This is a genomic window from Pseudomonas sp. SZ57, from assembly GCF_009495975.1.
GTDB lineage: Bacteria > Pseudomonadota > Gammaproteobacteria > Pseudomonadales > Pseudomonadaceae > Aquipseudomonas > Aquipseudomonas syringae.
Window position 1 is genome coordinate 67,112 of the sequence record NZ_WIBD01000023.1, and the last position, 12,137, is coordinate 79,248.

Sequence of the window (12,137 nt, forward strand, 5' to 3'; positions counted from 1 at the left end):
TTCACAGCTCGATACCTTTCTGCGCACGAATACCGGCCTGAAACGCGTGCTTGACCACGCCGATCTCGGAAACGGTATCGGCCAGGTCGATCAATTCGGCTTTGGCACCGCGGCCAGTCACCAATACGTGCTGCATCGGCGGACGTGCCTGCAGATCGCTCAGTACCTGTTCAAGGTCGAGGTAGCCATGTTTGAGGGCGATGTTCAGTTCGTCGAGCACCACCAGACCAATGGCCGGGTCGCGAAGCATTTCCTGAGACACGGCCCAGGCGGCTTCAGCGGCGGCGATGTCACGCTGGCGATCCTGGGTTTCCCAGGTGAAGCCCTCGCCCATCACGTGATAGCGCACCTGCTCGGGGAAACGGCGGAAAAACATTTCTTCGCCCGTGCTGTTGCGGCCCTTGATGAACTGCACCACGCCACACTGCATGTCGTGGCCCATGGCCCGGGCGAGCATGCCGAACGCCGAGCTGCTCTTGCCCTTGCCATTGCCGGTCAATACCAGCAGCAGGCCGCACTCGTTGGGCGAGCTGGCAATACGCTGGTCCATGAAGGCTTTCTTGCGCTGCATGCGCGCCAGATGGCGTTCGTCGCGTTCGGGGGATTCGTTCATCTGGGTTCTCCGCTCGGGGCAGGCGACAACAGACGGAAGGACAGCACTGGACAGCACGGCAACGCCCTGCACAGAACATCACCCTCCGTGATGTCATTGAATGATTCAGGCCGGTCTCCGGGCTCATGAGCGGGTCACCCCGGCTGCGCGCCTTCCCATGTCGAAACACAGTGGCGTCAGGCACAGCCTTGACTCATTTACCGTTGCGGGGGCAGCGCCGGGATCGGATCTGTCGACCCACACCGGCTTCCCTGTTTCACTCTGCCAATCGGGGATTGCAGAGCACCTGAAACAAACCGCGAAGGGTAGAGGGTTGGACCGGGAGCGTCAATCGACACCGTCGCCGTGGAACGTGATTGAACCTAGCGGGTTGGCGGTGCCTCTATCAGTTACTGGACCACGCCTTTGTTAATGGAGATCGACAATGTTCAAACTCAGACCCCACTACGCAGTGTTGCTGCTGGTCGCCGGCGGCCTCGCTGCCTGCGGCGAGTCGTCGAGCCTGCAAGTCTCGGATGGAACAGGCCCCTCGCCCAAGCTGCCGGAGCCCAACAAGACGCTGATTCCGACCGTCAACATCGCCCCTGCCGTAGGCTGGGAAAAAGGCGCCAAGCCGGTCGCCGCGCCGGGCACACAAGTGGCTGCGTTCGCCGAGAACCTCGACCACCCGCGCTGGTTGTATGTGCTGCCCAACGGTGACGTGCTGGTGGCGGAAACCAATTCCCCCGCCAAACCGGATGATTCCAAGGGCATTCGCGGCTGGGTGATGGAAAAAGTCATGGGCCGCGCCGGTGCCGGTGTGCCCAGCGCCAACCGCATCACCTTGCTGCGTGACGTGGATAAGGACGGTGTGGCAGAGACCCGCACGGTTTTCCTGCAAAACCTCAATTCGCCGTTCGGTATGACCCTGGTGGGCAACAAGCTGTATGTGGCCGACACCGACCGCCTGATCAGCTTCCCGTATGAATCCGGGCAGACCTCGATCAGCGCGCAAGCGACCAAGGTCGTCGACCTGCCGGGCGGTACGCTCAATCACCACTGGACCAAGAACGTCATCGCCAGCAAGGATGGCAGCAAGCTGTACGTGACCGTGGGCTCCAACAGCAACGTGGCCGAGAACGGCATGGACAAGGAAGAAGGTCGTGCGGCGATCTGGGAAGTGGACGCGGCCACCGGTAACCACCGGATCTTCGCGTCCGGCCTGCGCAACCCTAACGGCATGGATTGGGAACCGAAGACCGGCAAACTGTGGACGGCGGTCAACGAGCGCGACGAGATCGGCAGCGATCTGGTGCCTGACTACGTGACCTCGGTGCAGGACGGCGCATTCTACGGCTGGCCTTACAGCTACTACGGCCAACACGTCGACGAGCGCGTCAAGCCGCAGAACCCGGCACTGGTCGCCAAGGCGATTGCCCCGGATTACGCAGTCGGTCCACACACCGCCTCGCTGGGCCTGGTGTTCGCCGACGGCAAGACACTGGCTGCACCGTTCAACGAAGGCCTGTTCATCGGCCAGCACGGCTCGTGGAACCGCAAACCGCACAGCGGCTACAAGGTGGTGTTCATTCCATTCAGTGGCGGCAAACCCAACGGCACACCGGTCGATGTGTTGACCGGTTTCCTCAACAAGGATGAAAAAGCCATGGGTCGTCCGGTTGGCGTAGTCAATGATCAGCGCGGCGGATTGCTGGTGGCCGACGATGTCGGCAACAAGATCTGGCGCGTGACATCCGCCAAGGCTGCTCAGTAACGCCGAGCGTAGAGGTTTGACGCAGAGCGTTGCACGGTAGTTGAGATCATTGTTCCCAACGCTCCAGCACTCGGCGTTACACACAAGTCCTGGAGAGCCCAGAATACGTGCCTTTCAGGGTTCTGCCCGAAGGGCGTAGGAGCGAACTTGTTCGCGAAGGCGGTGTTTCAGAAGATGCATTTTCGGCGATCATACCGGCCCTTTCGCGAACAGGTTCACTCCTACGGCCTACGGCCAGAATCAAAAGCAGACTTAGGTGTGACGTTGAGCGCTCCGCGTGGGCGTGGGCATGCAGTGCTGGACGCTCTTGAGCGCGCGCAGAGCAATCAGCGCGAGGCGCTTAAGGCCGATTCTGCGCCAGGCTGGCGGGCTGAATCACGCGCTTGGCGTTGAGGTAGGCTCTCTGCCAGTAAGGCTTGTCGAGGCTGTCGAGCTTGACCGTGCCACCGGTGGCCGGTGCATGCACGAAGCGGCCTTCGCCGACATAGATCCCGGCGTGGGACACCTGAGAACCGCCCGACGTGGCGAAGAACACCAGATCCCCTGACTGCAATTGCTCGCGACGAATATTCGGGGCGCCCATCACGATCATCTCGCGTGTGGAACGCGGCAGGGAAATGCCCGCCGCATCACGATAGACATAGCCTATAAGACCGCTGCAATCAAAACCGGAGTCAGGCGTGTTGCCGCCCCAGCGATAAGGCGTGCCAACCAGCCCCAACGCACGAAACAGCACGTCTTCGGCAGCCGGAGAGAGAATCTGGGGAGGTGCAGTGACCACCGGACGCTGAACGATCCGGGGCGCTTTGGGCGGAGGCGGCGCACTGGCGCAGGCACCGAGCAACGCAGCAACAGAGATGACTAACAGCCGCAACGCAATCGACATAACCACAACAACCCATCCGGATGCGGCTTACGCTGCCGAGAAGCTCAAAAACGCAGAAAGACCCGAAGGTCTTGTACTGCGCGTTCTATTTATTTACGCCGCTTGGGCGCGGTCTTGACTGTAGTCGAAGTCATCGCCGTTGTCTGCGTGACTTCAGGTGTCGATTTTACTGCAACAGTACCAGGGGCCATCGCCAGAGGCCGCTTGGCCTCAATAAAGGTCTTGCTCCAGTAGGCATCATCGAGGCTGTCGATGCGCACACCGCCGCTGCGGCGACTGCTGGAGTGGATGAACTGCCGATTACCGGCGTAGATCGCTGCGTGGCTGACCTGACCGCGACCGCGAGTACTGAAGAACAGCACATCGCCCGGCTGAAGCTTGTTGCGCGCCACCAGAGGTGCGTTGACGTTGATCATTTCACGCGTGGAACGTGGCAGGCTCATGCCGGCCTCTTCGCGAAACAGATAACCGATGAAGCCGCTGCAATCGAAACCCGAAGAAGTCGACGTGCCGCCGAACTTGTAGCGTGTGCCGATCAGCGACTTGCCACGCTCCAGGATGCTGTCGGCCAGGGCCGGCAGTTGGTAAGACTTGTTATCAGCGAACTGGGACAGTTCGTCTTCGGTAGCGAGCTCGTCCTGCAGGACTGCCGCGTCGGCGCGACGGGCTGCGGACTGGGCGTTGGCATTGATTGCGCTCTGATAGCGTGGAACTGGCTGGGCCTGTTCCTGCTGTGCGACCGGCATATTGGCCGAGCAACCGAAGAGAAATGTAACGAGTGCGAGAGGCACGAGGGGTGCGAAGCGAACAACTTGCATGGGCACAACCGTGGCTGACTAGTTAAGATGGCGAGACTATGCCTTTTATGAAGGTGATTTGCAAATTCAATCGAACTAGATGTGACTTATGAGTTCGGCCATGACATGTGCCGCGCGGTACGGTAAAAAGACGTCCATCTGCGCGCTGTGATCCGTCGGCTGCGGATTGATTTCTGCGGTAAAACCCCCGGAAACCCTGGTGCGAATGACAGGTTCGTGAATGTAGGGGAAGCTTGCGGTGGTGCCGATACTCAGGACCGCGTCATAGCCTATAGCCAGCTGTTCATACAGTGTTTCCAGCGCTTTTTCGGGGAGCATTTCCTGAAAAAGAACGACGGACGGTCGCAAAATGCCACTACATGCCGGGCATAAGGGGGGCAAAGGGCGCTGCAAGTGCTCGCTCAATTGAGAATCCTCAGCACCGCAGGATTGGCAAAACAGTGGCGAGAGTTGCCCGTGAATTTCGATCAGGCGCTCCGGCGGACTGCCCGCCGCGCGATGGTAACCGTCGACGTTCTGGGTCAGTACCCAGCACTCGGGTTTGATGCGCTGCAACTGGGCGATGGCGTAATGCGCGACATTCGGCTCGCCACCCAGGCACGCCTTGCCCAGTTCGGCGATGTATTTCCAGCACAGCTCCGGGTCACGACGCAGCATGGGCCCGGACAGGGCCATTTCGATAGGCAGGCCATCGTCGGTCTTGCCATTGTAGAGCCCGCCCACGCCACGATAGGTCGGCAGCCCTGAATCGGCAGACAGGCCCGCCCCGGTGATCACCAGAATCCGTTGTGCATGGCGCAAGGCAGCCGCCGTCTGCATCAACAGCGCCTGATCTACCACCCGAGCGTCTCTTTAAGGAAGGGAATGGTCAGCTTGCGCTTTTCCTGGAGTGACGCCTGATCGAGCCGCTCGAGCAATTCGAACAACGCGCTCATGCTGCGCGTACCACGCGTCAGGATGAAATGCCCGACATCGTCGGTCAGGTGCAGGCCGCGCCGCGAAGCACGCAGTTGCAAGGCGCGCAGTTTGTCTTCGTCGGACAGCCCGCGCATCTGGAACACCAATGCCATGGTCAGGCGCGATTTCAGGTCGGGAAGCTTTACCGGCAGTTCGCGGGGCGATTTGGACGCGGCAATCAGAAGACGACGCCCGCTGTCACGCAGACGATTGAACAGATGAAACAGCGCTTCTTCCCAGTCCGGCTTGCCGACGATCGCCTGCAGGTCGTCCAGACACACCAGCTCGTACTGCTCCAGATGATCGAACAGCTCGATGCCTTCATCTATGACTTCGGCCAGCGGCAGATACACCGCAGGCTCGCCAAGCTGTTCGAAACGCAGGCAGGCAGCCTGCAGCAGGTGCGTGCGCCCTACCCCGTCCTTGCCCCACAGATAGATGAGGCTTTCGGTCCAGCCAGCGTCGGCTTCGCACAGCCGCTCGACATAGCCGAGTGCAGCGGCGTTGGCGCCTGGATAGTAATTGACGAAAGTGGCGTCATCACGCAGACGCACACTCAGGGGCAGCTGAATCGGTTTCATGCTGACTAACGGCTCATGCAAACCGTCAAGGGCCTCTGTGTAAAGAGCGCAAAGTTTATACCCGTGACGCTGGTCGCACAATGCGACAGACCTCAAGCAAAATCAAAGGTTTGCGTCAGGGGGAGTAAAGCGCCGCTCAGGACAGGGCGCTTGAAGGGGGGGGCATGCCCTCAAGGCATGAGCCTCTTCACCGGGCGGCGAAGAGGCTTGCGTCGACCTTACAGCTCCGGATCTTCCGCGCCTGCGTAGATTTCCGAGTCCTTGTACAGATCATGCATGTGGCGCACCAGCACCATGATCACCGCCGCCACCGGCAGGGCCAGCAGAATGCCGGTAAAGCCGAACAGCTCGCCACCCGCCAGAATCGCGAAGATCACTGCGACCGGGTGCAGGCCGATGCGATCACCGACCAGCAATGGCGTCAGCACCATCCCCTCCAGCGCCTGACCGATCATGAACACCGCCACAATCCCCATCATCGGGTACAGGTCACCGCCAAACTGGAACAGCCCAGCCACCAGCGCAGCACCGATACCGATCACGAACCCCATATAAGGCACGATGGCCGCCAGACCGGCAATGACGCCGATCAGCAGGCCCAGTTCCAGCCCGACCAGCATCAGACCGGCCGCGTAGATCACGCCAAGGCCGACCATCACCAGCAACTGACCGCGTATAAACGCGCCCAAGACTTCATGGCACTCGCCCGCCAGCTTGACGATTTGCGCTTCACGCTGACGCGGCAGCAGGCCACGAATCTTGCCGGTCATGATGTCCCAGTCGCGCAGCAGGTAGAAACACACCACGGGGATCAGCACCAGGTTGGTCAGCCAGCCGATCAGCGCCAGACTCGAAGCCGTAGCCTGGGACAGCACGATAGAGACAATGTCCCCGGCCTGGCCCATATGCTCGGAAATGGCTGCCTTGATCTTGTCGAACTTCCAGAACCCGTCGGCCAGCCCGAACTTGGCCTGAACCCATGGCAACGCCGCGTGTTGCAGCCAGTCGAGAATCTGCGGCGCCAGTTCGTAGAGACGGAACAACTGCTTGGCCAGCATCGGCACCAGAATCAGCAGCAACGCCATCAGCACCAGCGTGAACAGCCCGAACACGACCACCACGCTCAGGGTTCTGGACAATCCGGCGCGCTCCAGGCGATCCACCAGCGGATCGCCCATGTAGGCCAATAACAACGCCACCAGAAAAGGAGTGAGGATTGGGTGCAACAGCACCACGAACGCGACCAGCAAGGCCAGGCCGCCGATCCAGAACCAACGCCGCATATCAGTCATCAACATCCCTCAAGCCAATGGAAAAGCGTTCTTGCCGAATTACCAGCGGAAATAAAGTTGTGGCGCGGACGCCGGAACAATCATCGGTGCGGGCGCAGGTGCCGGAACAGCAGCGGCTCCATTGGCTGGCGCAACCGGCGCAGTCGCATCGACCGGCGCAGCAGGCGGCGCTGCGGTAGCGGCTGCTTCGGCTGCGGGCACTTCCTGCAGTTTGGCCAGCGACAACTGCGAGCGTAGCTGATCGGTGCTGCCACTGACCTCAAACACCACTTTATCGCCTTCGACAGAACTCAGACGCACGCCGAACGGTTCGAGTAACTGAAGCAGTTGCGCATAGCGCTCCAGCGTCATGCCCTGAACCTGGATCAGCATGCCGGTCGACGCACCGGGCTTGGCGACGAAGCGCGGCGCCAGACGCTCGCTTACCGAGAGCAGCACCGCATCGGCCAACGCCTCGGAGGTGGCACCGGTTGCGGTGCCCTGTTCGCGCTGATCACCCAGCCACAAGCGCCATTTGCCCTGCCACTGACCGCCATCTTCCCTGGCGTGCACGGCCAGTATCGCGTCAGCGCCATAGCGCTCGGAAGCTTCCTTGAGCGGCGCAGGGTCAGTGCCCTCCAGGGTTTTCGCATTACCGATGCCCTGCTCGCTCAAATCAGCCAGCGGCAGACGCAGCGGCAGTCCGCGGTGCTGAGCAGCCTGGCGCAAGGGTTCGGCGGCGGCCTGACCGTCGCCGACCAGATTCGAGCCTTCCACCGAGTCATTCAGCCACCAGCCGAGAATCGACGGACGATTGCTGCCCCAGATCGACAGTCCCGCATCGTGCAGCGCACGGTCGGTGGTTGCCGGATCGAAGTCGACCAGCAGGGTTTCCGGCGGTCCGGCCTCGTAGCCGAACTGGCTAATGATCTGCTGCGGGTCTTTGCGCAGCGCGGCGATGGCCGAACCCTGCACGGCCTTGGCGTCGCCGGTCAGGCGCAGCACCAGGGTTTCGACGGCGGCCTGCGTGGCCCGCGTGCGCTCATCGGGCGACTGGCCATTGACCGGCTCGCGAACCTGATAAAGGTTGCTGACCGTTTCGGCAAGGCTGGGAAGGCTGATCAGGGACAGACAGCCGATTAGAAGAATTCTGGAAAAACGCATGGACAGTTCCCGAACGGAAAAAAGTAAAAAGAAGCTGTTTCAGCAGGTGTACAGGTCTGGGACAGACGTGAGCCACCTATCATTCAGTTCGCGCATAAAGTACACCCTAAACGTCCAGGCTCGCACTGACAGGCCACCTGGTTGAGGTTTATTTGGTGCAACACCGCCCTGTTGTCGGCGCAAGGATGGCCCCTGGTGAGCAAGCCTGATAAAATCGCGCGCCTTCGCAGACCGGCAATCGCCATGGCCCCAACATTACCACCGCATGACAGCGCGGTGCTGAACGGGCCCTAACGCAGCGGTCGATACCTCCGAATCCCCCCTAAAGGCCTGGATTTTCTATGAGCAAGCAACCCTCCCTGAGCTATAAAGACGCCGGTGTAGACATCGACGCCGGTGAAGCATTGGTCGAACGCATCAAGAGCGTCGCCAAGCGCACCAAGCGTCCGGAAGTCATGGGCGGCCTGGGAGGCTTCGGCGCCCTCTGCGAAATCCCGGCCGGCTACAAGCAACCGGTTCTGGTTTCCGGCACCGACGGCGTGGGCACCAAGCTGCGTCTGGCGCTGAACCTGAACAAGCACGACACCATCGGCATCGACCTGGTCGCCATGTGCGTCAATGACCTGGTGGTCTGCGGTGCAGAGCCGCTGTTCTTCCTCGATTACTACGCCACCGGCAAACTGAACGTCGACACCGCCGCTCAGGTCGTCACCGGCATCGGCGCCGGCTGCGAACTGGCCGGTTGCTCGCTGGTCGGCGGCGAAACCGCTGAAATGCCGGGCATGTACGAAGGCGAAGACTACGACCTGGCAGGCTTCTGCGTCGGCGTGGTGGAAAAGGCCGAAATCATCGACGGCTCGAAAGTCGCTGCCGGTGACGCCCTGCTCGCCCTGCCATCGTCCGGCCCGCACTCCAACGGTTACTCGCTGATCCGCAAGATCATCGAAGTGGCAGGTGCGGACATCGAGAACATCCAGCTGGACGGCAAACCGCTGACCGAACTGATGATGGCACCGACCCGCATCTACGTGAAGCCGTTGCTCAAGCTGATCAAGGAAACCGGCGCAGTCAAGGCCATGGCCCACATCACCGGTGGCGGCCTGCTCGACAACATTCCACGCGTACTGCCCGAAGGCGCTCAGGCCGTGGTCGACGTCGCCAGCTGGCAGCGTCCGGCCGTGTTCGACTGGCTGCAGCAGCAAGGCAACGTTGCGGAAAACGAGATGCACCGTGTGCTGAACTGCGGCGTGGGCATGGTGATCTGCGTCGCTCAGGAGCACGTTGAAGCGGCACTGAAGGTGCTGCGTGAAGCAGGCGAACAGCCTTGGGTGATCGGCCAGATCGCCACCGCTGCCGAAGGCGCAGCACAAGTCGAGCTGAAAAACCTCAAGGCGCATTGATGCCAGCCATCTGCGAAGTCGTGGTGCTGCTGTCCGGCACCGGCGGCAACCTGCAAGCGATGATCGACAGCTTCAAGGACGGGGCCAGCCCCGTCCGCATCCGCGCGGTGATTTCCAACCGTGCAGATGCGTTCGGCCTGCAACGCGCCCGGGACGCAGGCATCGAAACCTGCGTACTGGATCACACCGCGTACGAAGGCCGTGAGGCTTTCGATGCTGCGCTGATCGAACGGATCGACGCCTTCCAGCCACAGCTGGTCGTACTGGCCGGGTTCATGCGCATTCTCAGCGCAGGATTCGTTCGCCACTATCACGGCCGTCTGCTGAATATTCACCCTTCCCTGCTGCCGCGTTACAAAGGCTTGCACACGCACAAGCGTGCGTTGGAGGCCGGCGACGCCGAGCATGGCTGCAGCGTGCATTTCGTTACCGAGGAACTCGATGGCGGCCCACTGGTCGTACAGGCAGTTATTTCGGTACAGTTGCACGACACGCCCGCAACGCTCGCGCAACGGGTCCATGTTCAAGAGCACCGTATTTACCCACTGGCCATTCGCTGGTTTGCCGAAGGCCGACTGAGCCTTGGTGAACAAGGTGCGTTACTCGATAGCCAGTTACTCCCGGCCAGCGGCCATCTGATTCGACATTAGGAGATACTATGCGTCGCGCTCTGCTCTTCGCTTTCGCCCTGCTCGCATTGCCTGCCGTACAGGCCGCAGACCTTCAACCCTTCTCCGCCAGCTACACCGCCGACTGGAAACAGCTGCCCATGAGCGGCACGGCTGAACGCAGCCTGGAAGCCGGCGCCAACGGCACCTGGACCCTGAGCTTCAAGGCCTCGATGATGATCGCCAGCCTGACTGAAGTCAGCACACTGAAGGTCGACAAGGACACCCTGCTGCCGCAGACCTACAGCTTCGAGCGCAGTGGCCTGGGCAAATCCAAGAAGGTCGATCTGGCGTTCGACTGGAACACCAAGTTCGTCACAGGCACCGACCGTGGCGATGCGATCAAGCTGCCGCTCAACCGTGGCATCCTCGACAAGTCCACCTATCAGCTGGCGTTGCAACATGACATCGCTGAGGGCAAGAAGAGCATGAGCTATCAGGTTGTCGACGGTGATGAAGTGGACACCTACGACTTCCGCGTGCTGGGTTCGGAAAAAGTCACCACCAAGACAGGCCAGGTCGATGCGATCAAGGTCGAGCGCGTGCGCGACCCGACGCAAAGCAAGCGCACCACCGTGCTGTGGTTCGCCAAGGACTGGGATTACCTGCTGGTCCGCCTGCAACAGGTCGAAACCGACGGCAAGGAATACAACATCGTCTTGCTGGACGGCACCGTCAACGGCAAGGCCGTCAAAGGCAGCTGATTGCCCTGACCACCCGCACCACAGAGCCCCGCTTTTTAGCGGGGCTTTTTATTGGCTGAAGGCATGCGACGCAGAGCGCCGCACGATAGTTGCGCCGGCACCGGCCCCTTCGTGAGCAAGCTCACTCCCACGCCCTTCGGGCAGAAGCGCAGAGCATCGGGCACGATAGTTGAGGTTATCGTTCCTAACGCTCCAGCGTGGGAATGCAGTTCGCGACGCTCCGCGTCGTCAAGAGGACGCGGAGCGTCTGGAACGGTGTTTTCACGTGCGTTCGGACAGGCTTGAAGCACATGAAACATCCTTCATTTTGCCACCACTGCGCTGTAAGCCTTGTCATGCAAGGGCTGCAGAGGATCGATCAGTTTCTGACCACCGGGGAACCTGAACAGGCTATTTACTTAGGCAGCTAACAAATCCTATAAAAGAGTCCTGCGACACATCGCCGCAGTATCCAGAGGCCTAACCATCAAGGCCATCAAAGTCAGGAGCTTACTACTATGACTGTCAGAGTTACTGAACGCGACGACGCCCACCTCTCTCACGAAGCCGTTGCCGACGGCATCCAGATCTGGGATGTGCACCAACAGGATCAACTGGTAGGCATGTTCCACGTTGAGTCCGATGCCCTTCGCTATAAGGAAGAGCTGGAAGCGCTGGAAAGCCAGGGCAACCACTGAACAATTCCAAGAACAGGAAAAGACAAAACCCGCTGAATGCGGGTTTTGTTTTGACACCTCAATGACAGCGCCGTGGGCTTACCACATCAGATCGTCAGGTACCTGATACGCCGCGTACGGGTCGTCTGCATCCGGCGCTTCGGTCGGGGTGTTGAGCAGCACGATACGACGCGGGTCACGCTCCTGAATCTTCAGCGCAGCCTCACGCGGAATGATCTCGTAACCGCCACCGTGGTGAACGATGGCCAGTGAACCGCTGCTGAGCTTGTTGCGCACCATGGCGTTGACCGGAATGCGCTTGACCTTCTTGTCGTCAACGAAGTTGTAGTAATCCTCGGTGATCAGCTTGGGCAGGCGCGACACTTCGATCAGTTGCTTGACCTGAGCGGTGCGGGCCTTCTGCTCGACCTTCTCCTGCTGCTGACGGTTCAGCTCCTGATCACGCTTGGCCTTCTCGGCCATGGCCTCCTGGGCCGCACGCTTTTGCGAGTCATCGGCCTGCGCCTGACCCTTGTGCACCAGACGCTGCTCTTTCTGCTTTTCTTTGCCGACCTGCTTGGCCTGCTTTTGGTTGACCAGACCTGCCTTGAGCAACTGATCGCGAAGGGAAAGGCTCATTGTCTACTCACTTATACCGTTACCGCA

13 protein-coding genes and 1 riboswitch are annotated in these 12,137 nt (G+C 60.5%); of the genes, 5 read left to right on the top strand and 8 right to left on the bottom strand.

Annotated elements, in window-relative coordinates; genetic code table 11:
- Position 1: 1 nt before the first annotated feature.
- Positions 2-613, bottom strand: coding sequence for a cob(I)yrinic acid a,c-diamide adenosyltransferase (gene cobO, locus GE543_RS20080; RefSeq protein WP_003393737.1), 612 nt, complete (start codon positions 611-613; stop codon positions 2-4).
- Between the two features lie 90 nt (positions 614-703).
- Positions 704-918: riboswitch (cobalamin riboswitch) on the bottom strand.
- A 119-nt stretch (positions 919-1,037) separates the two neighbouring features.
- On the opposite strand from cobO, the gene GE543_RS20085 reads away from it, so the two are divergent.
- Complete coding sequence (locus tag GE543_RS20085; RefSeq protein ID WP_004411233.1) at positions 1,038-2,366, top strand: sorbosone dehydrogenase family protein; 1,329 nt, start codon at positions 1,038-1,040, stop codon at positions 2,364-2,366.
- Between the two features lie 340 nt (positions 2,367-2,706).
- On the opposite strand, the gene GE543_RS20090 is transcribed toward GE543_RS20085, so the two are convergent.
- The 6 genes from GE543_RS20090 to GE543_RS20115 all read right to left on the bottom strand — a co-directional run bounded on the left by GE543_RS20090 (position 2,707) and on the right by GE543_RS20115 (position 8,043).
- Positions 2,707-3,252 (bottom strand): C40 family peptidase, encoded by a 546-nt coding sequence (locus GE543_RS20090; RefSeq protein ID WP_003404277.1) that lies wholly within the window; start codon positions 3,250-3,252, stop codon positions 2,707-2,709.
- Positions 3,253-3,341: 89 nt separating this feature from the next.
- Positions 3,342-4,070, bottom strand: coding sequence for a C40 family peptidase (locus GE543_RS20095; protein WP_011268584.1), 729 nt, complete (start codon positions 4,068-4,070; stop codon positions 3,342-3,344).
- Between the two features lie 75 nt (positions 4,071-4,145).
- Positions 4,146-4,910: an NAD-dependent deacylase gene (locus tag GE543_RS20100; protein WP_371927208.1), complete on the bottom strand. Its 765-nt coding sequence runs from the start codon at positions 4,908-4,910 to the stop codon at positions 4,146-4,148.
- Positions 4,904-5,608 (bottom strand): DnaA regulatory inactivator Hda, encoded by a 705-nt coding sequence (gene hda, locus GE543_RS20105; protein ID WP_003369632.1) that lies wholly within the window; start codon positions 5,606-5,608, stop codon positions 4,904-4,906. The genes GE543_RS20100 and hda overlap by 7 nt, the downstream gene beginning before the upstream one ends.
- A gap of 218 nt (positions 5,609-5,826) precedes the next feature.
- Positions 5,827-6,900 (bottom strand): AI-2E family transporter, encoded by a 1,074-nt coding sequence (locus tag GE543_RS20110; RefSeq protein WP_004411239.1) that lies wholly within the window; start codon positions 6,898-6,900, stop codon positions 5,827-5,829.
- A 39-nt stretch (positions 6,901-6,939) separates the two neighbouring features.
- Complete coding sequence (locus GE543_RS20115; RefSeq protein WP_046236195.1) at positions 6,940-8,043, bottom strand: DUF2066 domain-containing protein; 1,104 nt, start codon at positions 8,041-8,043, stop codon at positions 6,940-6,942.
- Between the two features lie 341 nt (positions 8,044-8,384).
- On the opposite strand from GE543_RS20115, the gene purM reads away from it, so the two are divergent.
- The 4 genes from purM (at position 8,385) to GE543_RS20140 (ending at position 11,492) form a co-directional block, all read left to right on the top strand.
- A complete protein-coding gene (purM, locus tag GE543_RS20120) occupies positions 8,385-9,443 on the top strand; it encodes a phosphoribosylformylglycinamidine cyclo-ligase (protein ID WP_153222219.1) in 1,059 nt (352 codons plus the stop codon).
- The gene (gene purN, locus GE543_RS20125; protein WP_103696745.1) at positions 9,443-10,093 is read left to right on the top strand and encodes a phosphoribosylglycinamide formyltransferase; all 651 of its coding nucleotides are present in this window, start codon (positions 9,443-9,445) and stop codon (positions 10,091-10,093) included. Before purM ends, purN begins: the two co-directional genes overlap by 1 nt.
- 8 nt (positions 10,094-10,101) lie before the next feature.
- Positions 10,102-10,815 (top strand): DUF3108 domain-containing protein, encoded by a 714-nt coding sequence (locus GE543_RS20130; protein WP_003305121.1) that lies wholly within the window; start codon positions 10,102-10,104, stop codon positions 10,813-10,815.
- A 497-nt stretch (positions 10,816-11,312) separates the two neighbouring features.
- Positions 11,313-11,492, top strand: coding sequence for a hypothetical protein (locus GE543_RS20140; RefSeq protein ID WP_002554613.1), 180 nt, complete (start codon positions 11,313-11,315; stop codon positions 11,490-11,492).
- Between the two features lie 78 nt (positions 11,493-11,570).
- Here the strand turns inward: GE543_RS20140 and GE543_RS20145 are convergent, their stop codons facing one another.
- The gene (locus tag GE543_RS20145; protein ID WP_003314606.1) at positions 11,571-12,110 is read right to left on the bottom strand and encodes a DUF2058 domain-containing protein; all 540 of its coding nucleotides are present in this window, start codon (positions 12,108-12,110) and stop codon (positions 11,571-11,573) included.
- Positions 12,111-12,137 lie beyond the last annotated feature (27 nt).

What these genes read in the sequence shown, in the direction of transcription:
- cobO (WP_003393737.1), bottom strand. Translation starts at nt 613, where the DNA reads ATGAACGAATCCCCCGAACGCGACGAACGCCATCTGGCGCGCATGCAG.
- GE543_RS20085 (WP_004411233.1), top strand. Translation starts at nt 1,038, where the DNA reads ATGTTCAAACTCAGACCCCACTACGCAGTGTTGCTGCTGGTCGCCGGC.
- GE543_RS20090 (WP_003404277.1), bottom strand. Translation starts at nt 3,252, where the DNA reads ATGTCGATTGCGTTGCGGCTGTTAGTCATCTCTGTTGCTGCGTTGCTC.
- GE543_RS20095 (WP_011268584.1), bottom strand. Translation starts at nt 4,070, where the DNA reads ATGCAAGTTGTTCGCTTCGCACCCCTCGTGCCTCTCGCACTCGTTACA.
- hda (WP_003369632.1), bottom strand. Translation starts at nt 5,608, where the DNA reads ATGAAACCGATTCAGCTGCCCCTGAGTGTGCGTCTGCGTGATGACGCC.
- GE543_RS20110 (WP_004411239.1), bottom strand. Translation starts at nt 6,900, where the DNA reads ATGACTGATATGCGGCGTTGGTTCTGGATCGGCGGCCTGGCCTTGCTG.
- GE543_RS20115 (WP_046236195.1), bottom strand. Translation starts at nt 8,043, where the DNA reads ATGCGTTTTTCCAGAATTCTTCTAATCGGCTGTCTGTCCCTGATCAGC.
- purM (WP_153222219.1), top strand. Translation starts at nt 8,385, where the DNA reads ATGAGCAAGCAACCCTCCCTGAGCTATAAAGACGCCGGTGTAGACATC.
- purN (WP_103696745.1), top strand. Translation starts at nt 9,443, where the DNA reads ATGCCAGCCATCTGCGAAGTCGTGGTGCTGCTGTCCGGCACCGGCGGC.
- GE543_RS20130 (WP_003305121.1), top strand. Translation starts at nt 10,102, where the DNA reads ATGCGTCGCGCTCTGCTCTTCGCTTTCGCCCTGCTCGCATTGCCTGCC.
- GE543_RS20140 (WP_002554613.1), top strand. Translation starts at nt 11,313, where the DNA reads ATGACTGTCAGAGTTACTGAACGCGACGACGCCCACCTCTCTCACGAA.
- GE543_RS20145 (WP_003314606.1), bottom strand. Translation starts at nt 12,110, where the DNA reads ATGAGCCTTTCCCTTCGCGATCAGTTGCTCAAGGCAGGTCTGGTCAAC.